Origin of the sequence: Aeromonas sp. R1-2 (genome assembly GCF_040908505.1) — a bacterium.
Lineage (GTDB): Bacteria > Pseudomonadota > Gammaproteobacteria > Enterobacterales > Aeromonadaceae > Aeromonas > Aeromonas veronii.
In genome coordinates this window covers 18,727-42,293 of the sequence record NZ_JBFODU010000039.1, presented here as the reverse complement: position 1 = coordinate 42,293, position 23,567 = coordinate 18,727, and the positions used below count along the sequence as shown (strand labels likewise).

The following is a 23,567-nucleotide window of genomic DNA, read 5'->3' as shown; positions in this document are numbered from 1 at the left end:
CGGCCCTGAATGCCATAACGCACCTGAGCCTGTTTGTAGGTGAGCTCGCCTTTTTCAATCTGCTCGACCAGTGACAGTTTAAAAGTCAGCGAGTAATCGCGCTGTGTCCGTTTCACACCTTGTCCCATCGGGTTCTCCATTTATTGGGGGAAAGGTGTAAACCATATTCAGGATGGGACAATACCAATAAAAACGCCATATGAAGAAGCCCAACCTAATCAACAGGTTGGGCTTGGTATGTGGCGGAGAGACAGGGATTCGAACCCTGGGTGGCATTGCTGCCACAATTGATTTCGAGTCAATCCCGTTCGGCCACTCCGGCATCTCTCCGTGGGGAGAGAGTTTTACCCAAGCTGGGCCGAGGATGCAATAAAAATTTCTTAGATATCAAATGGCTGAATCAGATATCTGGGAGCAGGCTCACAATGCGGCGCGTGCTGTTCGCGTTGCTAGGCCACCCTGCATCCACCCGACATTAACCCTCTCGCACACCCTGCCATTATCCATATCGTGATATTGCCCCATTGCCATGAGGCGTCTCTTTTCCATGCTTGGCGCTCAAATTTATGGGTGATGCCGATTTTGGCCGGTTTCCTATGTATCCCCACATCATTGCGGGTGCGCAGCAAGCTGGTAATCATGGGCTGATTGAGGAACAATCGCGCCATCCTGGCGGCTGTATTGATGATGTTCCGCCCCGATTGAACTGATGGATCTCCTTATGCGATTGCCGAAACTCAAGCCCCTACTCTTAACGCCTGCCCTTTCCCTGCTGCTGGCAACGATCCTGCTATGCGCGGCGCCGGCAGAGGCCAAACGCTACCCGCTGCCACCTGCCGGGAGTCGCCTTATCGGTGAGCTGGAGGATTACATCATCCAGCAGAATGAACATCTGGAGCTGGTTGGCAAAAATACGCAAATTGGATTTTTGGCACTGCTTGAGGCAAATCCGGGTGTAGACCCCTATTTACCCAAGCCGGGCACCCGTTTGACGCTGCCCACCCAGATGCTGCTGCCTGATGTGCCTCGCGAGGGGATCGTCATCAATCTGCCCGAACTGCGCCTCTACTACTTCCCCAAAGGGAAGAACGAGGTCATCGTGCTGCCCATCGGGATTGGTGATATCGGCCGCGAGACTCCGGAGATGACCACCACCATCATCGAGAAGAATCCCAACCCGACCTGGGTGCCCGGCCCCATGGTGCGCAAATCCTGGCTGGAGCAAAAAGGGATCACCCTGCCCGCCGTGGTGCCCCCCGGCCCGGAGAATCCCCTCGGCAAGTTCGCCATGCGCCTTGGCTATGGCAAGCGCGACTACCTGATCCACGGCACCAACAAGGATTTTGGCGTTGGCCTGCGAGTAAGTGCAGGCTGCATCCGGCTGCGACCTGACGATATTGAGGCCCTGTTCAAGATTGTGCCGATCGGCACGCCGGTAAGGGTCATCAATCAACCGGTCAAGGTAGCCATCGAACCGGATGGTCGGCGCTGGCTGGAGGTACACTCCCCGCTCTCCCGCACCGAAGAGGAGCTTGAAAATGGCGCCCCGCTGGTGCTATCTCCGGCCATAGAGAGCTTTATCAGTGCACCTGACGTGATGCAGGATGAGGTGACGGCGGCGCTGGAGAGCAAAAACGACCTGCCCCGCCCCATCAGCAGCCAGCTTGTCAGTGGTTAAGTCACCAGCGCCCGAGTCGCACCGGAGTCACCTTACCTCATGAAATTCCTTCCCCTCCTACTCCTGTTGGCCTGTCACTCCTTGTGGGCCAAGGACATTCTCTGGATGAACAATGGCGATCGTCTGACCGGCAACATCGAGGAGGTGACCGAACAGTCGGTGCGCATCGCCCTGCCCTACAGCGGCGCAGTCACCGTCCAGCGGGAGGCCATCAAACGCTGGCGCATCGATAAAGAGGACAAACCCAAGGCAACGGCAAAGGGTGGGCTCAAGCTGTTCGAGGATGAGCAGGATGAACGCAACGCCTGGCTCTGGACCGGTAGTGGCGATCTCAATGTCAAACTCAAACAGAATGACAAACAGACCAACAACGTCAACCTCAAGTGGAAAAGCGAGCTGGCCAATCTGGACTGGCGTTACAGCTTCTCCGGTGAATATACCTATGAGACCGCTGACAACATCACCGACAGCCATGATTATCAGCTCAACCCTACGCTGGACTACTTCTTCAACCAGCAGTGGTTCTTGCGCACCTCACTCGATGCCGAATATGACATGCTGGATAAAGATCGCTATCTCTATATGGACTATGGCTCGGGGCCGGGCTACCGCTTCTGGAACGACAAACGCCGCCGACTGGAGCTGATGGCCCAAGGGGGATTAAGCCGACTCTACTTCCGTGAAGATAGCGAGGTTCCCAAGATTTTTCTGGGTGAACGGGTCATTGACTACCCCTTCGCCGGTTTTAACTGGGATTATCGCCAACCTTTCTCCCTCTGGCAGGAGAAAATGGAGCTGTTCAGCCAGGGGCGCTATCTGAAATATCTGGCACAAGCCTCCCCCTATTTCACCCGTAATCAGGATCTGAAAGGCAGCATAGGATTGCGCTACTACTTCAACGACCATCTGCGCCTCTCCTGGTCGAGTGAGCTGGATTGGGAAGATGCTGACATCCTTGTCGACACAGGCAGCCCGGAACCCCGGGAGAGCGAATTAAGACACCTGCTCAGCCTTGGCGCCAGTTTCTGAGTCAACCATACCAGAATGGTCGAATTGCCCTGAATGCTATATCGAGATTGTGCTTGTTGGCAGGTTAGCTCGCCTTTTTCAATCTGCTCGACCAACGCCAGTTTCAAAGTCAACGAGTAATCGCGCTGTGTCCGTTTCACACCTTGTCCCATCGAGCTCTCGATTTATTGGGGGAAAAGGTGCAAACCATATTCAGGACGGGACACACGAACACTAAAAGCCTACCTCAGCCATGGCAGGCATGGCCGAATCTTCCTGCTCCCCGTCGGACTCGCCGCGGGTGCAGTCGATGATGGTGCGCTTGGGGTTGTTGGGATCGCGCAGCAATAAGGGCGCCAACCCCTCGTCATGCTTCTGCTCGTCACCAAACTCGCTGCCGTAGGCGTTGTGGGTCAAGCGGCGGGCATTGGCGATGGGGGTATCGACAAAGAGGGCATGCACTTCGAAGCTTGAGGCTGGCACGATAAAGCCGACCACCGGCAAGCCGTGCAGCTCCTCGTGCACCTTGTACCAGGCAAAGCCGTCACTCACCTTGTAGGGGGTGTAGTTGGCCAGTTGTAGATTGGCGGGCCTGCCCGTCTCATCCACATAGAGATCGGTAAATTCACAGGTCGCCAGCCCCTGCCACATCCGCTCGAATGGCGTCGCACAGCCTGTCAGTTGCAACCCGGCCAGCAGCACCAAGCCTCTCTTCCACATTCCCCGCCCCTTCTTGCAAAAATGAACCGGCGCTCAGTCAAACGCCCGCAGCCGCGTCACCAGCAGATCGATAAAGCCCGGACGATCCAGCCCCAACAATACCAGCGCATTGGCTGGCTTGCCGGTCAGACCATAACGATCCACCACCGTCATCCCCACGGTATGCCCCCCCCGGGTCTCGATATCGACCCGGCACTCGACTCCGTGGAACAGCTCGGGAGCCAGCAACCAGGCAATGGTACAGGGGTCGTGCAGCGGTGCACCAGCAAATCCCCACTTGGGATCCCGGTGGTAGATCATGAAAAAGTCGAGTAGCCCGGCCACGCACTGGGCTACCGGATTGGTGATGGCGCGTACCCGCTCGATATCCTCGTCCATCACCTGCGCCTCGTGGGTCACGTCCAGCCCGCACATGGTGATGGGGATGCCCGACTTGAACACCATATCGGCCGCTTCCGGGTCCACATAAATATTGAATTCCGCCGCCGGCGTCCAGTTGCCGGCCCCTGCGGCGCCCCCCATCAATACGATGCGGGCAATCTTGGGTTTGAGCTCGGGATGTGCCGCCAACAGCAGGGCGACATTGGTGAGCGGGCCGGTCGGCACCAGGGTCACGGGCTGCGGGCTCTCGCGCAGACATTTGGCCATCAACTCGATCCCCGTCATCCCCTGCGGCGCAAAGGCGGGATCCGGCAGTTTGGGGCCATCGAGGCCCGACTCGCCATGGACGTTGTCGGCGATGATCAACTCGCGGGCCAGCGGTTTCGGCGCCCCCGCCGCCACCGGAATATCGTCCCGCCCCAGCAAGGTGAGGATGCGCAGGGCATTGTTGAGGGTCTTGTCCGGCGTCTGGTTGCCCGCGCTGGTGGTAACTGCCAACACGTCAAGTTCTGGGCTGGCCAGCGCCAGAATGAGGGCGATGGCGTCGTCGTGGCCGGGATCACAATCGAGAATAACGGGCAGTGCCATGGGATGAGTCCTTACAACATAACAGGGAGCCATACCTTAACAAGCAAGCCTCGGATGAACTCGGGAAGGGGTCACAAAACGGGACCTTGTTGCTGACCTGGGCGGTTTGCACGGCACACCGTCTCGCTCAACGCGGCACATTATCAATAGGTTGCATGGCGTCATCCCGTTCATTTTCCGAGGCTGCGCACCACCCATTCGCCCGGCCGCGCCGGTTCGGGTATGATCGTCCCCCGTTTCCAGCCCGTGTGCCCTATGTCCGTTATCGTCGACACCTTTATCGCCCCACCTTGCAGTGCCGCCATCGAGATCCTGTTCGAAGATGAACACCTGCTGCTCATCAACAAGCCAAGCGGCCTGCTGAGCCTGTCGGGCAAGAATCCGCAGAACCTCGACTCGGTGCACTATCGACTGGTGCAGGATTACCCCGGCTGTACCCTGGTGCATCGCCTCGATTTTGGTACCTCGGGTCTCATGGTGGTGGCCAGAAACAAGGCCATCAATGCCCTGCTCTGCCAGCAGTTCAGTCAGCGGGCGGTGAGCAAGGCCTACAGCGCCCTGCTCTGCGGTCATCTGATTGACGACGAAGGAGTTATCGACGCCCCCATCGCCAAGGATCCGGCCCTCTTTCCGCTGATGAAGATTTGCGCCGCCAGCGGCAAACCCGCCCGCTCCCGCTATCGGGTGATTGAGCGGCTGGAGTTGCAGATGCAGAGGCAGACCGTGCCTTTGACCCGGGTACGACTGGTGCCGGAGACCGGCCGCACCCATCAGCTACGGATCCACAGCCAGCTGCTGGGCCACCCCATCCTCGGCTGCGATCTCTATGGTGGCCTGCTGCCGCCCGGCTGCGAACAGGCACCGCGGCTGATGCTGCATGCCAGCGAGCTGGATTTTGTCCATCCGGTGAGCGGCAAGCCGATGCAAGTGCGCTGTGCAGCGTCGTTTTAGAGGAAATCAGTAGAGACAACCAGCGCGAGTGCGGCGGGATCAGTGAAAGGCGTGACGTGAGAGGAAAGGCGGTAAACGGCGGATAAAGATAGGGGCCGCGCTTTCGCAACGGCCCCCACCCCCCACTCTTTGTGGTGCTATCAGATCAGCTTGCGGGCAGCGCCCAGTACGATCTTGATGGCATCAGATTCGGTCTTCGCCATGGTCTCGGCGTTCGGGATCTCTTGCTGGGTACGGTTGACGATAACGCCAGCCACCATACCGGCACGCAGGCCCTGGCTGGAGCACATGGTCAGCAGGGTTGCAGATTCCATCTCATAGTTCAGCACGCCCATGGCTTGCCACTCTTTCATGGAACCTTGGAAACGGCTCACTACACGGCCGGATACGGTGTCGTAACGCTCCTGACCCGGGTAGAAGGTGTCGGAGGAGGCAGTCACACCGATGTGCAGCTTGGAGCCCATCTCTTTGGCAGTGTTCACCAGTGCGGTGGTGCAGTCGAAGTCGGCAACAGCCGGGAACTCCATCGGTGCGAAGTGCAGGCTGGCACCGTCGAGGCGCACGGAACCGGTGGTCACGATCACGTCACCCACGTTCAAGTGCGGCTGGATGGCGCCAGTGGTGCCGATACGCAGGAAGGTGCGGATGCCCAGCTGGGCCAGCTCTTCTACCGCGATGGATGTGGACGGGCCACCGATACCGGTAGAGCAGATGATCACGGCCTTGCCGTCCATCTCGCCGCGCCAGGTAGTGAATTCACGATGGCTGGCCAGGTGCACCGGGTTATCCAACAGCTCTGCGATACGCTTCACGCGCTCGGGGTCACCGGGGACGATCGCCAGGGTGGCGCCTTGCAGATCCGCTTTCTTCAAACCCAAGTGAAATACATCAGACATATTGGACTCCTGGTTGCCCCCTGCCAGCATGGTCAGGGCACAAGTTAAGATGATTCTTTATGATACTTTCAAGCCTTTACCCCCCTCTTCGGGGAGGCGCCAACTATGGTCGAAAGCGCTTTCCAATTCCTTGAAGCGCCTCACACTTCCACGCATTGACAGTGACAAACATTGCGCAAAACGTTTGCTAACTCAATGAAATAATTGACAAACGTTTTTCTGCAAATCGAGTCAGATGCGGGAAAGTCAAGCCTGGTTCAGCGCTTAATTAACGACTCGTGATCGACCCCGTAAAGTTGTAAACAAGATGCTTTTGTATCCCTTTCTAGATGGTAGCCTAGCTCTCAACTACCACTTAATGGCTAACTATAGGAAGTCCATCATGGCTACATTCAAATTCTATATTCCCGCAATCAACCTGATGGGTGCCGGCTGTCTGCAAGAGGCTGCAGCCGATATCAAGGGTTACGGCTATCGCAAGGCGCTGATCGTCACCGACAAGATCCTCAACCAGATCGGTGTGGTCGCCAAGCTCACCACCCTGTTGGCTGAACATGGCATTGAAAGCGCAGTTTTCGATGAGACCAAACCCAACCCCACCACCAGCAACGTTGAAGCGGGTCTGGCGATGATCAAGGCCAACGGCTGCGACTGTGTCATCTCGCTGGGTGGCGGCTCGCCCCACGACTGCGCCAAGGGCATTGCGCTGGTCGCCGCCAACGGTGGCAGCATCAAGGATTACGAAGGGGTGGATCGCTCCGCCAAACCGCAACTGCCGCTTATCGCCATCAACACCACTGCCGGTACCGCCTCCGAGATGACCCGCTTCTGCATCATCACCGACGAAGCGCGCCACGTGAAAATGGCCATCATCGACAAGCACGTTACCCCGCTGATGTCGGTCAACGATCCCGAGCTGATGCTGGCCAAGCCGGCCGGTCTCACCGCCGCCACCGGCATGGATGCCCTGACCCACGCCATCGAGGCCTATGTCTCCACCATCGCCACCCCGGTAACCGATGCCAGCGCCGTGATGGCCATCGAGCTGATTGCCAAGCACCTGCGCACCGCCGTTCACCACGGCGATGACCTGCATGCCCGCGAGCAGATGGCCTATGCCCAGTTCCTGGCCGGCATGGCCTTCAACAACGCAAGCCTGGGCTATGTGCACGCCATGGCCCACCAGCTGGGCGGTTTCTATGACCTGCCCCACGGTGTCTGCAACGCCGTGCTGCTGCCCCACGTTCAGGCGTTCAACGCCCAGGTGAGCGCCGCTCGTCTGAAGGATGTGGCCCGCTACATGGGTGTAGATGTGAGCACAATGAACGACGAGCAGGGCGCCGCCGCTGCCATTGCCGCCATCAAACAGCTGGCGCTGGATGTGAAGATCCCCGCCGGTCTGGAGCAGCTCGGCGTCAAGGCCGATGACTTCGATACCCTGGCCAGCAACGCCCTGAAAGATGCCTGCGGCTTCACCAACCCGAAACAGGCGAGCCACGAAGAGATCGTCGCCATCTTCCGCGCGGCGATGTAAAGGCCACCGGATTGCCAGAAAGGGTCGCAGTGCGGCCCTTTTTATTGGCTGATGGATCAATGGCTTTTTACTTCCGTGGAGGGAGTCGGTATGATTTGCCGAGCCAAAAAGACTGTATGGATGATCTGAACTCGATATGCGGATGAAACACCTGATTGCCGCGGCTTTGACCGCCCTCACCCTCTCCGGTTGCAGCCTGGTCTATCGTATCGATATTCCCCAGGGCAACTATGTGGAACAAAAACAGGTCGACAAACTGCGCCAGGGGATGACCCGCGAGCAGGTCAGCTATGTGCTGGGGACCCCCATGCTGCGTGACGGCTTTGACCCCAACACCTGGTACTATCTCTATGAATTCCAGCCGGGCCACGGCGACAAGGAGCGCAAAGAGCTCACCGTCACCTTCGCCAATGACAGGCTGACCACAGTGACGGGTGACTTCCCGCTGCCAGCAGCTTTCAATACCCCGCTCTGATATCCCGCAAAACCGGCCTCGTGCCGGTTTTGTTTTATCCAGCCCCGCGTTATGTATCCTGCCCGTGATCCTGTCAGGGGATACTGTGTCATCTCCCCATTGCAGCTGCTCGCAAATTGCCTGATGCTGATGAGCAGCCACCATGGCATCAACACCATCGAATGACACAGGGAGAATCCCCATGAGCCGGATCCTGATTGCCGGAGCCAGCGGCCTGATCGGTCGCGAACTGCTGCAGCAACTGCCTGCCGAACATGAACTGACCCTGCTCTGTCGCAAGCCGGGCAAGGAGGCACACCACTGGCTGCCAGTCAATTTTGATGATCTGGCCAGCGTCACCCTCTCCCGCCCGGTGGATATCGCCTTCTGTGCCCTCGGTACCACCCGCAAGGAGGCGGGCTCTGCCGAGGCGTTTCGCCGGGTCGATCTCGACTATGTGGTCGCCTTTGCCGAACTGGCCCGCCGCCACGGCTGTCAACGCCTCATCGTGGTCTCTAGCATGGGAGCCAGCGCATCGTCCCCGGCTCTCTATCCGCGTACCAAGGGGGAGATGGAGCAGGCCCTGCTGGCCCAATCCTGGCCACGGCTCGCCATCGTGCGGCCCGCCATGCTGCTCGGGGATCGCCAGCCACCGCGCCTCTCCGAGCAGATCTTTCAGACCATCTATCCGCTGTTTCGGCCACTGCTGGTGGGCAAGCTCGCCCGCTGGCGCGCCATCGAGGCCCGTCAGGTGGCCCGTGCCATGATCGCCCTCTCGAAACTGCCTGCCGGGTGCGAGATTGTCGAGAACGAGCAACTGCTGGCCCTCTGAACCCGGTCTTTCCCACTACTTACGCACAGTACTGCAAAAACAGAAGGGCAAGCCAGCCAGCTTGCCCTTTGTCTATCTGTTGGCGTGATACACCCCAACCACCTCTTGCCACCATTGACCGCGCTCGACTGTCAGGGCAACTGCCCTCAACCGCGAATATGGTCGATAAAGGCGTCGATCTGCTCGCGGGTGCAGGCGGGGTTCATAAATACCGCCTTCTCCCCGGCGATGTAGGAGTACTTGCCACGGGCGTCATAGTTGGAATGGGCCACCGCCTCCACCCAGTTGGTGTAGAGCCCCACCTTGCCGCGCCCCTTGAACAGGCTGCGGTGGTAGTCAGTGTTACGCTGCAAACGCGCCTTGTAGGCAGGATCGCCGGAGCGGGCCAGCTCGAAGGCGAATTCGGCTTCCGGATCGCTCACCCACTCGGGATTGTAGATCTTGAAGCCGACACTCGGCCCCTGATTCTCCTGCGCCACCAGCTTGACGTTGCCCAGCTGGCTTAACCGGAAGCGGAAGTAGTTGGCATTTTGCAGGCAGTGGGCCAGCACGGTGCGATACCCCTCGACCCCCATATAGTTGAGCGCAGCATAGGCACCAAACAGACCGCTCGCGCCGCGGGAACACTCGATGGTGGATTGCAGGTGGGTCTGGCCCTGAATGTCCCGCTCGAAGTAGGAGAAGTTCTCCGGGTCATTCTCCATCGCCTTGAGGTCATCCTGCTCCTTGATCATCACCAGACTGGAGGTGTAGGGCACATAGCCCCACTTCTGGAAGTCGACGGTGAAGGAGTCGGCATATTTGAGCTCGGCAAAGCGTGTCACGTTGCGCTCGATCCCCGCCAGGGTGGCGCTGTTGATGGCGAGCGGGTTGGCGGCAAAGTCGTAACCCAGGAAGAAGATCATCGACCAGCCGATGGCGGCATCGACGTGGATATGGGGCTTGACCGCCACCTCGAACTGCTCGCAGAGGCGATTGCGCAGCTCGAACACGGGTTTCACCTGATCCACCCCGAAGGTGTCGGTGGTGCCCATGGTGAGCATGATGGTGGGCACCACGTGTTTCAGGGCAAAACAGGCGGTCAGGGTGCGCTCGAGGTGGTCGAGATCGATGTCGTTGTTCTCGCCGACCTGAATGCGGATAGTCTTGTTCTCGATGTCCACCCCGAGCAGGGAGAGGTTGGTGATATTGGAGTAGTGACCGCCCTGGGAGTTGATGATGCGGTAATCCTGATAGTGGCCGAGCCCCTTGTGCTTGGCCTCCGGCAAGGTTTTGCGAATGCCGAGCAGGTAGCCGTAGAGGTTACAGAAGGTCCCCCCCTGGGTGAAGATGCCGGTGGCCCGCTCGGGGTCATAGCCTGCCAGCAGGGCAATCTGGCGCACCACCTTCTTTTCCAGCTCCTCGGCGACCCCGGCGTATTCGGAATAGACCAGATTGGGGTTGGCCAGAATGCCCAGCTGGGCGCCGTAGATGGCGGGATCCGCCGACATGGTGATGACGTTCTCGACGCTGGAGGGGTTCTCCCAATCCTTCGATAGAGCAGCGGCAAACAGCAACTCGGCCATCGGCTCGCCCGGGGTGCGCATGGTGGCGGGCACCGGCATGGTCTCGCAGAGATCGGCCAGGCGGGCACGGCCATCAGGCCAGGCATTCAGGCGGGCATCCGGCGCCAGGCCACGGGCCCGAAATTCATTGAGGGTGGCAAATCCGGGTTCGCGAAAAACGGGCCAGAGATCGGGATTGCGCGAGAAAAAGTTGGCTTTGACGGTGGTGAAACGGGCGGAGAAATCGGGGTGGACGGCATTGACGCTTTCGTCTTGCAGATAAACTAAGTCACTCATTTTTATACCATTAGTACAGCAAATGTGCGGCCGTTATACCCCTGTACCAGCGGGGCCGACAGTGACAATATCTAATGGCCTACCCTACTTTTTGTCATGTATCAGCCATCACAAGGGCTGGCAAAAAGGCGCCTTTGAGGCGCCTCTTTATATTTCGTGATCTTGCTCCCATCCTGGCTGACAGAGTCCTTACTACCAGACCACCATCAGCGCAGTGCCCCCCTCAACGCAGGGAGGCCAACAGCCACTCGGCAAACTCCGCCAGCTCGCTCTGCTGCTGCGGGAAGGCCGCCAGCCAGGGCTGCAGGCGCGCGGCAACAGCGTCCGGCCGATAGCCGCAACCCGCCAGTTCGGCCGCCAGCAGATCAAACGGGGCCGGATCCAGAGTATCGCTAAAGAGCTGCGCCCGGGTGATGACCCCTTTCTCCACATCAAAGTGCAGCTCCACCCCGCCCCAGCTGAACCGCTCCTCCAGCAGATGGCTGAACGCCGGGGCATGGCCATAGTTCCACTCCCAGCTGCGCTGGCGAGCGAAGGTCTCGGCAAAGCCCGGCAGATCCGGCATCTGCTCCGGGGAGATATGCTCGGGCTCAACTCGCTCGCCGTAATAGTGGAAGAAGGCCTCCTGCAGCGCCTCGCTCACCTGTTGATGGTCGATCCCCAGCCGCAGTTCGCACAGATTGGCCACCCGGCTGCGCACCGAGGTGATCCCCTTGGCCGCCAGCTTCTTGGGGTCGGGGTTGAGGTAGTTGGCAAGGCGGCCGAGATCGGCATCCAGCAGCAGGGTGCCGTGGTGGAACCCGCGATCCAGAGTCTCCCGATAGGCCGACCCCGATACCTTGCGCTCCCCGTCCGGGGTGGCCACCAGCAGATCGTTGCGACCGGAGGCAAACGCCTCGATCCCCAATCGCTTGAGCCCGTCCAGCACGATGGCGGTGGAGACGCTCTTGTCATACTCCGGCTTGCCCGCCATGAAGGTGAAGCAGCTGTTGCCAAGGTCGTGGAACACGGCGCCGCCACCGCTGCTGCGACGCGCCAGGGTCACCCCGTCCTCTTCCATGCGGCGGGTATTGCACTCCTTCCACGGATTCTGGGCACGGCCAATCACCACGGTATTGGCATTGCGCCAGAGGAACAGCACCCGCTGGCCGGGGTCCATCTGGCGGAAGATGCACTCCTCAACGGCCAGATTGAACAGGGGATCGTGAGAGTCGGAGACAAGCAGACGCAAGCGGGACATAAAAAGACCTTATCCGGAACTGGGGGCAGCATGATAACACTGACGGGGTACCATCACTGAGCTGTCGCACATTAACCGGTGCGCAGCCGCCGCGATACATTTGCGTCACACCTGACCGCCACATAAAAGTATCTATTGATATAACGACACAGCTTGACGTGCAACCACGGAAAAAATGCAGTCAAGCCACAATGACAACGATAAAAACGGGAAAAAGTGGCTAGAATGCGACCACTTAGATAGGCCATATGACTCTCTTATTGGTCACATAACTTGCAAAAAAACGGCATGTATCCATCCCGTGTGATGAACGACACAAAAATGACTTCCCAACCCCCCTATACCCCATTGCAAACGCCTTTTCTCCCCTTGCAGGTGACACAAAATTGCTTGAATCTAGCCTAGACATCGCTCCCGAGAGAAACGTTGTATGACGGAGAACGCATCCCCCCGCCAGCCCCTCAGCTGGTTTATGCCAATGCTGGTCAGTATGGTCATCGCGACCCTGACCTCTTCCCCCGTGCGAGCCGGCGAGCAGGTTATCGTCCAGTTGCCGTGGCAACACCAGTTCCAGTTTGCCGGTTACTACGCGGCCATCGCCAAAGGGTTTTATCGGGAGGCCGGTCTGCATGTCACCCTGCGTGAAGCGGACTCCCGCACCGATGTGGTCAGCGAGGTGATCTCGGGAAAGGCCCAGTTTGGCATCAGCGGCAGTGACCTGCTGCTGGATCGGGCTGCCGGTCGCCCGGTGGTGGTGCTCGCCGCCCTGCTGCAGCACTCGCCGCTGGTTCTGCTCACGCTGGATAGGCCAGATATTCGCAACCCGGCCGATCTGGCCAACAAGCGACTGATGCTGGAGCCTGGCTCCAACGAGCTGCTGACCTACCTTTCTCACCAGACCCGCAGCCGCGACTGGGTCACCCTTCCCTACAAACAGGGGATAGAGGCGCTGCTGGCGGGCAAGGTGGATGCCATCAGCGCCTACAGCACTACCGAGCCCTTCTATCTGCAACAAAAAGGGATCCCCTATCGGGTCTTCAGTCCGCGCACCATCGACTTCGACTTCTACGGCGACAACCTGTTTACCTCCGAGCGGGAGCTGATCACCCGACAGGATCGGGTCTACGCCTTCCAGCAGGCCAGCCTCAAGGGGTGGCGCTATGCGATGGACCACCCCGAAGAGATGATCAACCTCATCATGGAGCAGTACCCGACCGGGGCTGGCCGTGAACAGCTGGAGTTCGAGGCTCGCGAAACCAGAGAGCTGATGCAGCCGGATCTGATCGAACCTGGCTACATGCAGCAGGAGCGCTGGCTGCAGATCGCCAAAACCTATCTGGAGGCGGGCATGCTCGCGGTATTGCCCAACCTAGACCGCTTTATCTACGACCCGGCGCAGGAGCGGCTGCGCCAGCAACGGCAACTGCTCGACAAGAGCGTGGCGGTGGCCATGCTCATCACCTTTACCCTGATGACCCTGCTCGGCATCTTCTTGCACCTCTATCTGCGCCTGCGCCAGGAGGCACGGGATCGCCAGCGGCTGACCCGTGAACTGGCCCAGAGCGAGCAGCACTATCGATTCGTGGCGGAGAACAGCGCCGATGTGATCTGGACCATGGATGCCGCCAGCTTGCGCTTTCGCTATGTCAGCCCAGCCATCACTCCTCTTAGCGGCTACGAGGCCCCCGAGCTGTTTGCCCTGCCCCTCAAACAGCTGCTGCCGGATGCCTCAAGGCAACTGCTGCGCGAGGAGATCTCCGCCACCCTGGAGGCCTGGCAGCGGGGGGAACATGACCAGACTCGCCGGGTCATTCGCACCCAGCTGCGCCACAAGGATGGCCATCTGGTGGCGACCGAGACCATCACCACCCTCCATGGCAACCACAATTCCCAGCCGGAGGCGATCCTCGGGGTCACCCGGGATATCACCGAGCGGGCAGCGCGGGAGGAGATGATGCGCCGCCTCGCCTTCTACGACCCCCTCACCGGGCTGCCCAATCGCCGCTTGCTGCAGCAACGGCTCAAGGAGCTGATGGAGCAGGAGACGCCCCGTCCGCTGGCGCTGATGTTTATCGATCTCGATCACTTCAAGCCGATCAACGACACCTTCGGCCATGAAACCGGGGATATTCTGCTCAATATGGTGGCCGAGCGGATGAGCCACTGCGTGCGCAAACAGGATCTGGTGGCACGGCTGGGGGGCGACGAGTTCGTTATCTTGCTGCCGGATAGTGGCGACGAAGTGCTGGCGATGGCCGACAAGCTGCACCAGCAGCTGCGCCATCCGTTCCAGCTGGAGGGGCAGGAGCTGCTCATCTCCAGCAGTATCGGGCTGGCGCTCTATCCCGAGCACGGGGAGGATGCCAAAACCCTGATGCACCACGCCGATCAGGCCATGTATCAGGCGAAGAATCGCGGCCGCGGCCGGGTCTGCCTCTTTACCGAAGGCCTTGATCCCGAGCAGGGCGCCCTGCTGTGGCAACCCGGCCACGAGTGCGGTCACCCGCGCATCGATGCCGAGCATCGCCAGCTCTTCGTATTGACCAACCGGCTGCTGGAGCGGATGAAAGATCAGCACGAGGATCCGGCCCCGTTTCTGGAGAGTCTGGAGAGCCTGTTCGACATGGCCCGCCATCACTTCGCCTTTGAAGAGCAGATGCTGGCGGAGATCGACTACGAGGAACTCGTCAGCCACCGTCAGGATCACCAGCGCCTGCTCAACAAGGCAGGTCAGCTACTGCACGCCGCCAAAGCGGGGACGCTGGGCAACGACGAGCTGCTCAACTTCATCATTCAGGAGCTGGTGGTCGGCCACATGAGTCAGGCAGATCGCCGCTACTTTCCCCTGTTCAGACCCGAGCGCAGCGTGCCGGTTGCGGAGGTGGTCACCTAGTCCCCCCTGTTCAGCCCCGAGCGTAACGCGCCTCTTGCGAAAGGGGCGACCTAGTCACCGCGCAGGGCAACCACGGGGTCGAGACGCACTGCCCGCAGCGCAGGAGCGACCCCGGCCAGCAGACCAACCAGAGCGCTGCAACCGAGCGCCAGCAGCAGATAGAGAGGATGGAGGGTGAGCGGCAAGCCGGCCGCCAGCAGGGTGAGCAGCAGCTTGAGCCCGCCGAGCAGGGTCAGTCCCATGGCCCCGCCCAGCAGCGCCAGCACCACGGCTTCGAGCAGGAACAGCAATAGAATACGCCGCCGTGGGCAGCCCAACGCCATCAGCAAGCCCACCTCGGGGATCCGCTCCTGCTGGGCGATGCTCATGATGCTGAAGATGCCGACCGCCCCGATCAGCAGCGAGATAATACCGAGCCCGCCAACCGCCAGCTTGATGATGGAGAGTATCTTGTCGAGGCTGGTCAGCATGTCCTGCTGGGAGGTGAGGGTGAAATCCTCGGCGCCGTGGCGGGCGATCAGCACCCGCCGGATCTGCGCGGTGATATCGGCCTCCGTCTGCCCGGCACGATAGATGACGTCGATCTCCTGCAGCCCCTCCTTGTTGAACAGCGCCTGGGCGTGAGCGGCGGGCAGATAGATCATGTCGTCCAGATCAAAGCCGAGAAATTGCCCTTTGGGGGCCAGTACCCCGGCCACCCGAAAACGGCGATCACCGGCCCGCAGCAGACTGCCCGGCGCATCGCCGCCGGGAAACAGCTCAGCCGCCACCTTGGCCCCCAGCACCGCATAGGCGCGGGGCATGGCACTGTCATCCGCGGGCAGAAAACGCCCCTGCACCAGGGTGAGGCGCCAGCCGGAGAGCGCCGCCGGACCTGTGCCCAGAATGGCAGTGCTGCGGGTCAGCCCACGGCTGCGCACCTCCCCCTGCCCCTGCACCACAGGGAGCGCCGCCTCTACCCCTGCCAATCTGGCGAGGGCATCGGCGTCCTCCAGCAGCAGGGGACGGCTGCTGGAGAGGATGCCGGGCGGGCCGCCGGCAGTTTCGGTCTTGCCCGGGGTCACGGAGATCAGCCGGGTGCCGAATTGGGAGAAGCTGTCGAGCAGATAGAGCCTGAGCCCCTCGCCGATGCCGGTGAGCAGGGTCACCGAGGCGATCCCGATGGCTATCCCCAGCGCCGACAGCAGGCTGCGACTGCGCCCCGCCAGCAAGGCACGCCAGAGCCAGAACAGCAGATCGACAGCGCGCATCAGCCACCGCTCCACTGCCCGCTGCGCAGGCTGCTGACCGGATCTTGCCGTGCCGCCCGGGAGGCGGGCAGCCAGCTAAAAAACAGCCCGGTCAGCAGGGCCGCCGGTATGGTGCAGAGGGTCGCGAGCAGAGGGACCGCCGCCGGAAATCCGGGCCAAATCACTCCGGCGAGGGCAACAAGGGCATAGCCCAACACAGTGCCAAACAGCGCGCCACTGCCGCTCAGCAGCAGCGCCTCCCACAAAAATAGCTGGCGGATCTGGCGACTGTCGGCCCCCAGCGCCTTGAGCAGGCCGATCTCGCCGGTGCGCTGGCGGGTGCTGATCAGCGCCAGATTCATCATCATGATGCCGGAGACCAGCAGGCTGATGGCACCGATACCGGCAACTGCCAGGGTGAGGGTCGAGAGAATGGTGGAGAAGGTAGCCAGCATGGCGTCACGGCGCACCACTGTCACATCGAGCACCCCATGGCGCGCCTGCATCAACTGCTCCAGTCGCTTGACCAGCGAGGGCACGGCTTGCCCCGCCAGCGGCTGGATCAGCAGCCGAAACAGTCCCTCGGTATTGAACAGCCGCATGGCGCTACCGACCGGGATCAGCGCGGCCTCGGCCATGTCCATCCCCAGATTGCTGCTCTGGCTGGTGAAGACCCCCACCACCCGAAAGCGACGATTGTCAAAACGCAGCCACTGGCCGACCGGATCGGCCTGACCGAACAGCTCACGGGCCACCTTGGCCCCGAGCAGAACGGCCGAGCGATCCTCTGCGGCATCTCCCGGCAGCCAGCGGCCGGAGAGCAGCTCCAGCCCGTGGGTATCGCGCAGCCCGTTGCTGCTGCCAAGCAGCATGGTCTGACGCAACCGCGCCCCCTGTTTGGCCTCGGCAAAGCCCATCACCAGCGGCACCAGCCGCAGGTTTGGCTGGTGCTGGCCAAGGTAGTGCATGTCATCGAGGGTGATCTGCCGCAGACTGTTGCCGGTGACCGGCGGCAGCCCGCCGGTGGTCTCCTTGCGGCCCGGGAACATCACCAGCAGATCCTTGCCAAGGGAGCTAAACTGGTCGGCCACATAGCGCCTCGCCCCCTCCCCCAGCGCGGTGAGCAGCAGCACAGAGGTGACGCTCAAGCTGACCGCCAGGATCAACACCAGCGCCCGTGAGCGCTGGCGCAGCAGGGCCACGGCGGCAAAGCGGATCACATCAGGCCGCCGCATTCACCCCCCCCCACTATCGGTATTGATACGACCATCGTTCATCAGGATCCGCCTGCCAGCCCGATCACCGAGGCGCGGGTCGTGGGTCACCACCACCAAGGTAATACCCTGCCCCCGGTTGAGTCCCTCCAGCAGGGTAATCACCTCCTCCCCTGAGCGGGAGTCGAGATTGCCGGTGGGCTCGTCGGCCAGGATCAGCCGCGGCTCCATCGCCATGGCCCGGGCGATGGCTACCCGCTGACGCTGACCGCCGGAGAGCTCGGCAGGGCGGTGTCCGGCACGATTATCCAGCCCCAGCTCCCCCAGCAACTGCTGGCTGCGGCGATGGCGCTCGGCGGGGGCGATCCCGCACAGCATCAGCGGCAGCTCGACGTTTTCACGGGCGGTGAGGCGGGAGATGAGGTGAAACGACTGGAACACGAAGCCGATGCGATGACCGCGCAGCTGGGCCAGCGCTGGCTCTGACAGGGTGGCGGTGTCCTCCCCTCCCAGCCAGTAGCGCCCCTCGTCTGGCCGATCCAGCAGCCCCAACACATTGAGCAGGGTCGATTTGCCGGAGCCCGAGGGGCCCATCACCGCCAGATACTCCCCCTCGGCAACCCGCAGGGATACGCGATCGAGGGCGGCCACCTCGTTTCCCCCCAGAGTGAAACGACGGCTGACGGCATCAAGGCGAATGAGATCACTCATCCGTCTGCTCCGTGGCGGCGCTGAAAGGGCCCTCCCCGACAATCTGTCCGGGCTGGGCCGCCAGCCGATCACCGGCAGCGAGCCCCTCGGCGACTTCAATCCAGTTCCAGTTCTCCACGCCCCAACGGGGTACCACCCGCACCAGCTTATCCCCTTCCAGCCGCAGCACACTGCCATCGTCGGCCCGGCTGCTGGCCGCTACCCGCAGCACATCGGTGGCGCGGGTCACCTCGACCTCAAGGTCGGCGCTGTAGCCGATAAGCAGGGGGACATCGGTGGGCACAGCGGTGAGCGCCGCCTCCACCTCCACGGTGCGGGCCTGCTTCTCCAGCTCCTTCACATAGGGGGCGATGCGGGTGACGGTGGCGGCAAAATCGCGCCCGGGCATGGCATCGAGCAGTACCCGGGCTGACTGGCCCACCTTGAGGCGGGCGGCATCCACCTCATCGATGGGGGCTGAGACATAGAGACAGCGATCGTCGATGAGATCGATCACCGGAGGCATGGCTACTCCGGGCGGTGAGGGAGTCATGTATTCGCCCAACTTACTGTTGACCTCAGCCACCACTCCGGCAAACGGCGCCAGCAGGCGACGCTCGCTCAAGCGGGCCTCCACCTGGGCGACCTGCGCCTCGTCAACCCGCTCCTGCTGACGGGATGCCTGACAAACATAGCGGCGGGTATCGGCCAGATTCTGGGCCTGCTCGGCGAGGGTGCGGGAGGTGAGGTTTTTGGCCAGCAAGGTGGCCAGCCGGTTAGCCTCCCGCTCGTAGTAGGCCGCCTCGCTGCAACGCTCCTCGCGCTGGGTCTTGCCAAGGGCCTGCTGGGCGCGGGCCCGGGCGAGATCGGCGTTAATATCGTCGCTCCAGAGGGTCAGCAGCAGATCTCCCCGGGCTACCCGCTCCCCGGCCTTGACGGCGATCTGCTCCACCACGCCGCCACCGGGCAGACTGAGCCCGGCCCGCTGACACGACTTGATGGTGCCAGCCCGGGTGTTGACCACAGTGACCAACACATCCCCCCGCCCGACCTCTGCCAGCCTGATCGGCGTCGGCTGCGGTCGCCACCACCATGCCACAGCAGCCACCGCTACCACGGCGCCACTTCCCCACCACAACCAACCTCTCTTCATCGCGCATCCTTTCGCTAGTGACTCCCGTCATGAGCGTCGGGAGAGCAGGGCATAATAGAGCAAGGGTATCACCACCAGGGTGAGCAAAGTGGAGACCAGGATCCCGAAAATCAGGCTGATGGCCAGTCCGTTGAAGATGGGATCATCGAGGATAAACAGGGCCCCGATCATCGCCGCCAACGCCGTCAGCATGATGGGTTTGGCCCGCACCTGCGCCGCTTCGATCACCGCCTGCTCGAACGCCACCCCGGCGCTGCGCTGCTGCTCGATAAAGTCCACCAGCAGGATGCTGTTGCGTACGATGATCCCGGCCAGGGCGATCATCCCGATCATCGAGGTGGCGGTAAACTGGGCTCCCAGCAGGGCGTGGCCCGGCATCACCCCTATGATGGTGAGCGGAATGGGAGCCATGATGATGAGCGGCACCAGATAGGAGCGGAACTGGGCCACCACCAGCAGATAGATGAGGATCATCCCCACTCCGTAGGCGATACCCATGTCGCGGAAGGTCTTGTAGGTGATCTTCCACTCCCCGTCCCACAACAGCGCCACCTCCCCCAGCTTGTCGGGCTGCTGCACGTAATATTGGGGCAGGTCGATATCGGCACCGGCGGCAAACATGCCGTAGAGCGGGCTGTCGGTGTGGCCACCCATGTCGGCCACCACCATCACCATGGGCTGCATGTTCTTGTGCATGATATAGCTGGGGGCCACCTCATCACGGCGACTTACCAGCTCGGAGACCCGCACCAGCTGGCCGCTCTGGCTGCGCACCTTGAGGGCCAGCACACCCGCCAGATCCCGTTTGTCACCGGGAGCCAGTTCGATGCGGATCGGCACCGGATACTTGGCGCCGTGCCCCTGCAGCCAGCTGGCATCCTGATAACCCACCCCGCCATTGAGGGTGTTCACCAGATCCCCGAGATCGACCCCGAGCAGGGCCGCCTTGCTGCGATCCACCACCAGCCGCCACTTGGGCTGCGGATCGGTCAGATAGATATTCACATCCACCAGATCCGCGGTGGCTACAAAGCGAGCCTCTACGGCGCGCGCTGCCGCTTCGCGGGCAGCCTGAGTCGGGCCATAGATCTCGGCAACGATGGGTGACCAGACCGGCGGGCCGGGGGGCACTTCCACCACCTTGAGGTTGCCCCCCACCGCACTGGCGATGGCCTGCAGCGGCTCCCGAACCGACTGGGCAATCTGGTGACTGCTGCGCTCCCGCTCATGCTTGTCCACCAGATTGACCTGAATATCCCCCACGTTGGCGCCGCTGCGGATAAAGTAGTGGCGCACCAGACCGTTGAAATTGATGGGGGCGGCGGTGCCGGCGTAGATCTGGTAATCCTTCACCTCCTCCACCTTGGCAAGCTCCCGCCCGACCGCCAGCAGGGTGCGCTCGGTCTGCTCCAGCGTGGCTCCCTCCGGCATATCGAGCACCAGCTGAAATTCCGATTTGTTGTCGAAGGGGAGCATCTTGAGCACCACCCACTGCACCACCGGCATGGCGGTGGCGGCCCCGACCAGCAGCAACACCACCAGCCAGAGTTTGCGTCTGGCGCGCTTGGCGCCATCACCAATCAGGAAAGGGGTCATCAGCCGGTGAAAAAGACCCGCCTTGGCCTCGCCGTGGGCACCGTGCACCTCACCTTTGAGCAAATGGCTCGCCAGCCAAGGGGAGAAGATGAAGGCCACCAGCAGGGAGATAAGCATCCCCATGCTGGCATTGATGGGGATGGGGCTCATGTAAGGACCCATCAGCCCGCTGACAAAGGCCATCGGCAGCAGAGCCGCCATGACGGTCAGGGTCGCCAGTATGGTCGGCCCCCCCACCTCGTCTACCGCCCCCGGAATAAGCTCCTTGAGCGACCCCTTGCCCAAACCGCGATGGCGGTGGATGTTCTCCACCACGACTATGGCGTCATCCACCAGAATGCCGATGGAGAAGATCAGCGCAAACAGCGACACCCGGTTGAGGGTAAAGCCCCAGGCCCAGCTGGCAAACAGGGTCAGTGCCAGGGTGATGACGATGGCAACGCCCACCACCAGCGCCTCGCGCCAGCCCATGCTCACCAGCACCAGCAGCACCACCGCCGTGGTGGCAAAAATCAGCTTGCCGATCAGGGTGTTGGATTTGGTCTCGGCGGTGACGCCGTAGTCCCGGGTCACCGTCACCTCGACCCCGGCCGGAATAAGCCGATTCTTGAGACTCTCGACCCGCGCCTCCACCCGCTTGGCCACATCGACCGCGTTCTGGCCTGGCTGCTTGCCGATGGCCAGGGTCACCGCCGGATAGCTGCGATCCCCCAGCCCCATCCAGCTGCGCTTGGTCGGGGTCTCCTGACCCAGAGAGACCCTGGCCACATCCCCCAGATAGACCGGCTTGCCGTCGTGCAGCCCCACCACCAGCTCTCTAGCCTCCTGCTCACTTTGCAGAAACTGCCCCACCTGCACCTTAATCTCACTGTTGCTCTGCTCGATAGCCTGTGTCGTGCCCACCTGATTGGCGGCCGCAAGTCGCTGGCTCAGCTCGCCCCAGCTGATGCCGTGGGCACTGAGGGCCGCCGGATCCGGCATCACCCGCAGCACGGCGCTCTGGCTGCCCAGCGTGTAGATATCGCGGGTACCGGGAATGCGCTTGAGTTCGGTCTCCAACTCATGGGCGACCCGGGTCAGCTCGGGTGCTCCCAGTTGCTTGCTCCACTCTTTGCTCCAATCTTTGCTCCATAAGGTCAAACTGACGATGGGGACATCATCGATCCCCCGGGGTTTTACCAGCGGCTGACCGACCCCGATCCCCTGTGGCAACCAGTCGCGGTTAGAGTCGAGCTGGTTGTTGAGATCGACGATGGCCTGCTCGCGGCTCACCCCCACCTTGAACACCACCACCAGCAGGGCGCCATCGGGTTGGGAAAAAGAGTAGAGGGTATCTATCCCCTTTATCTGGGAGACCACCTGCTCGGCAGGGGTAGTGACGAGGGATTCCACCTCTGCCGGGGTGGCTCCCGGGAAGGGAATGTAGACATCGGCGAAGGTGGCATCGATCTGCGGCTCCTCCTCCTTGGGGGTCACCAGCACCGCAAACAGGCCGAGCAACAGCCCCACCAGCGCCAGCAGCGGAGTGATGGCCGAGCCCTGAAACAGCGCCGCCAGCCGACCGGCAGGCCCCATCCTCTCCTTGTTGCCGCTCAGCTCGCTACTCATGAGCCACCTCCTGCTGCTGCGCCCAGGCATCGGAGGCCAGCTTGTCACCGGCTTGCAGACCGGCCAGGATCTCGCACTGCCCTTCAAAGCAATGGCCTACCCGCACCGGCGTCAGGGCCCAGCCAGCGGGCTGTTGCAGGTAGACACCGTTGAACTCCCCTTGCCGCAGCAAGGCGCGATCCGGCACCTGCAACACCTGACGCTCACCCTGCTTGAGCTGCACCTTGAGCCACATGCCGGGCAATACCCCGGTGGTTTGCGGCGGCAAGTCGAGGCGCAACCTGAAGGCGTGGCTCTGGCTGTCGGCATAGTTGAAGCGGGTCAGTTTGACCGGGGTAACAGACTTGCCATCAGGCAGCAGCACCTGCACATCCTCAGGCTCACGAGCCAGCGAAAGGGCGGATTGGGGCAACTCCACCTCCACCCGCAAGGTGTCGAGGGAGAAGCCGGAGAGCAGCGGGGTACCGGGGGCGACAGTCTCCCCCAACTCCACCAGCCGTTTGGTCACAACTCCGGCGTAGGGAGCCAGAATGCGGGTATAACCGTAGGCCTCGCGGGCCTGAGTGAGAGCTGCATCGGCAGCATTGACCTCGGCGCGGGCGGCGCGATCCGTCGCCTGGGCATTATCGAGCTGGGCGCGGGTGATCACCCCCTTGGCAATCAGCGCCTGAAAGCGGGCGAGCTGGCGCTCGGCTTCCACTTGCTGGGCCTGCGCCCGCGCCAGCCGCGCCTCAGCACCCGTGACGGCGGCAAACTGCTCCTTGCCGCTGATCTCCAGCAGCGGCTGCCCCGCCTGCACCTGATCGTTCACATCCACCAGCATACGGGAGACCCGGCCGCTAGTCTGGGCCGCCACCGTCCCCTGATTGATGGCACTGACGGTGCCATCCAGCGTCAGCCAGTCGGTCACCGGCTGTGGCGCCACTGTCAACAAGGGCTCTGGCTCCCCGTCCACGGCAAAGGCCCGGGGGGATGTCATGGCCTGCGATGTCATCACCAACCAGGTGATCCCCAGCAACCGGATCATTTCCATCATTACTCTCCTTCCCTGGCGTAATCTG

General features: G+C 61.6%; 18 protein-coding genes, 1 tRNA gene and 2 pseudogenes. 7 read left to right on the top strand and 14 right to left on the bottom strand.

Annotated elements, in window-relative coordinates; all coding sequences use genetic code 11:
• Nucleotides 1–128, bottom strand: a pseudogene (locus AB5Y76_RS15070) (IS3 family transposase); the annotation flags it as partial.
• 112 nt (nt 129–240) lie between these two features.
• Nucleotides 241–330 (bottom strand) — tRNA-Ser (locus tag AB5Y76_RS15065).
• A 391-nt stretch (nt 331–721) separates the two neighbouring features.
• Between AB5Y76_RS15065 and AB5Y76_RS15060 the strand changes: the two genes are divergently transcribed.
• Together AB5Y76_RS15060 and AB5Y76_RS15055 are read left to right on the top strand one after the other, a co-directional pair.
• Nucleotides 722–1,678 carry a L,D-transpeptidase family protein gene (locus AB5Y76_RS15060; protein WP_263719193.1) on the top strand — a complete coding sequence of 319 codons (957 nt, stop codon included), beginning with the start codon at nt 722–724 and terminating at the stop codon, nt 1,676–1,678.
• A gap of 39 nt (nt 1,679–1,717) precedes the next feature.
• The gene (locus tag AB5Y76_RS15055) at nt 1,718–2,707 is read left to right on the top strand and encodes a DUF481 domain-containing protein (protein ID WP_263719192.1); all 990 of its coding nucleotides are present in this window, start codon (nt 1,718–1,720) and stop codon (nt 2,705–2,707) included.
• 2 nt (nt 2,708–2,709) lie between these two features.
• Here AB5Y76_RS15055 and AB5Y76_RS15050 read toward each other — a convergent pair.
• The 3 genes and pseudogenes from AB5Y76_RS15050 to rihA all read right to left on the bottom strand — a co-directional run.
• Nucleotides 2,710–2,859 (bottom strand): annotated as a pseudogene (locus AB5Y76_RS15050) (IS3 family transposase); the annotation flags it as partial.
• 61 nt (nt 2,860–2,920) lie between these two features.
• Nucleotides 2,921–3,406 (bottom strand): hypothetical protein, encoded by a 486-nt coding sequence (locus AB5Y76_RS15045; protein WP_368177747.1) that lies wholly within the window; start codon nt 3,404–3,406, stop codon nt 2,921–2,923.
• A 33-nt stretch (nt 3,407–3,439) separates the two neighbouring features.
• Nucleotides 3,440–4,375, bottom strand: a complete 936-nt coding sequence (gene rihA / locus AB5Y76_RS15040) for a pyrimidine-specific ribonucleoside hydrolase RihA (protein ID WP_139406293.1) — start codon at nt 4,373–4,375, stop codon at nt 3,440–3,442.
• Between the two features lie 222 nt (nt 4,376–4,597).
• Here rihA and AB5Y76_RS15035 point away from each other — a divergent pair, with 222 nt between their 5' ends.
• Complete coding sequence (locus tag AB5Y76_RS15035; protein WP_180342883.1) at nt 4,598–5,326, top strand: RluA family pseudouridine synthase; 729 nt, start codon at nt 4,598–4,600, stop codon at nt 5,324–5,326.
• 140 nt (nt 5,327–5,466) lie between these two features.
• Here AB5Y76_RS15035 and udp read toward each other — a convergent pair whose 3' ends face one another.
• On the bottom strand, nt 5,467–6,222 hold the full coding sequence (gene udp, locus AB5Y76_RS15030) for a uridine phosphorylase (protein ID WP_005337975.1): 756 nt from the start codon (nt 6,220–6,222) through the stop codon (nt 5,467–5,469).
• Nucleotides 6,223–6,604: 382 nt separating this feature from the next.
• On the opposite strand from udp, the gene yiaY reads away from it, so the two are divergent.
• The 3 genes from yiaY (at nt 6,605) to AB5Y76_RS15015 (ending at nt 9,042) form a co-directional block, all read left to right on the top strand.
• Nucleotides 6,605–7,756, top strand: a complete 1,152-nt coding sequence (gene yiaY, locus AB5Y76_RS15025; RefSeq protein ID WP_335827323.1) for an L-threonine dehydrogenase — start codon at nt 6,605–6,607, stop codon at nt 7,754–7,756.
• A 136-nt stretch (nt 7,757–7,892) separates the two neighbouring features.
• Complete coding sequence (gene bamE, locus AB5Y76_RS15020; RefSeq protein ID WP_005337980.1) at nt 7,893–8,231, top strand: outer membrane protein assembly factor BamE; 339 nt, start codon at nt 7,893–7,895, stop codon at nt 8,229–8,231.
• Nucleotides 8,232–8,412: 181 nt separating this feature from the next.
• Nucleotides 8,413–9,042 (top strand): NAD(P)H-binding protein, encoded by a 630-nt coding sequence (locus AB5Y76_RS15015; protein WP_335849305.1) that lies wholly within the window; start codon nt 8,413–8,415, stop codon nt 9,040–9,042.
• A 146-nt stretch (nt 9,043–9,188) separates the two neighbouring features.
• On the opposite strand, the gene AB5Y76_RS15010 is transcribed toward AB5Y76_RS15015, so the two are convergent.
• On the bottom strand, nt 9,189–10,883 hold the full coding sequence (locus AB5Y76_RS15010) for a pyridoxal-dependent decarboxylase (protein WP_263084188.1): 1,695 nt from the start codon (nt 10,881–10,883) through the stop codon (nt 9,189–9,191).
• A gap of 223 nt (nt 10,884–11,106) precedes the next feature.
• Nucleotides 11,107–12,123 carry a lipoate--protein ligase A gene (locus AB5Y76_RS15005; protein WP_263084189.1) on the bottom strand — a complete coding sequence of 339 codons (1,017 nt, stop codon included), beginning with the start codon at nt 12,121–12,123 and terminating at the stop codon, nt 11,107–11,109.
• A 430-nt stretch (nt 12,124–12,553) separates the two neighbouring features.
• Between AB5Y76_RS15005 and AB5Y76_RS15000 the strand changes: the two genes are divergently transcribed.
• Entirely contained in the window at nt 12,554–15,016 is a 2,463-nt protein-coding gene (locus AB5Y76_RS15000) for a diguanylate cyclase (RefSeq protein WP_263719188.1), read from the top strand.
• 50 nt (nt 15,017–15,066) lie between these two features.
• Here the strand turns inward: AB5Y76_RS15000 and AB5Y76_RS14995 are convergent, their stop codons facing one another.
• The 6 genes from AB5Y76_RS14995 to AB5Y76_RS14970 are packed head-to-tail and all read right to left on the bottom strand — an operon-like array spanning nt 15,067 to nt 23,539.
• A complete protein-coding gene (locus tag AB5Y76_RS14995) occupies nt 15,067–16,266 on the bottom strand; it encodes an ABC transporter permease (RefSeq protein WP_263719187.1) in 1,200 nt (399 codons plus the stop codon).
• Nucleotides 16,266–17,480 (bottom strand): ABC transporter permease, encoded by a 1,215-nt coding sequence (locus AB5Y76_RS14990; protein ID WP_263719186.1) that lies wholly within the window; start codon nt 17,478–17,480, stop codon nt 16,266–16,268. Before AB5Y76_RS14990 ends, AB5Y76_RS14995 begins: the two co-directional genes overlap by 1 nt.
• Entirely contained in the window at nt 17,481–18,170 is a 690-nt protein-coding gene (locus tag AB5Y76_RS14985; RefSeq protein ID WP_263719185.1) for an ABC transporter ATP-binding protein, read from the bottom strand.
• A complete protein-coding gene (locus AB5Y76_RS14980; RefSeq protein ID WP_263719184.1) occupies nt 18,163–19,302 on the bottom strand; it encodes an efflux RND transporter periplasmic adaptor subunit in 1,140 nt (379 codons plus the stop codon). Before AB5Y76_RS14980 ends, AB5Y76_RS14985 begins: the two co-directional genes overlap by 8 nt.
• 27 nt (nt 19,303–19,329) lie before the next feature.
• On the bottom strand, nt 19,330–22,506 hold the full coding sequence (locus AB5Y76_RS14975; protein ID WP_263719183.1) for an efflux RND transporter permease subunit: 3,177 nt from the start codon (nt 22,504–22,506) through the stop codon (nt 19,330–19,332).
• Nucleotides 22,499–23,539, bottom strand: a complete 1,041-nt coding sequence (locus AB5Y76_RS14970; protein ID WP_263719194.1) for an efflux RND transporter periplasmic adaptor subunit — start codon at nt 23,537–23,539, stop codon at nt 22,499–22,501. Before AB5Y76_RS14970 ends, AB5Y76_RS14975 begins: the two co-directional genes overlap by 8 nt.
• Nucleotides 23,540–23,567 lie beyond the last annotated feature (28 nt).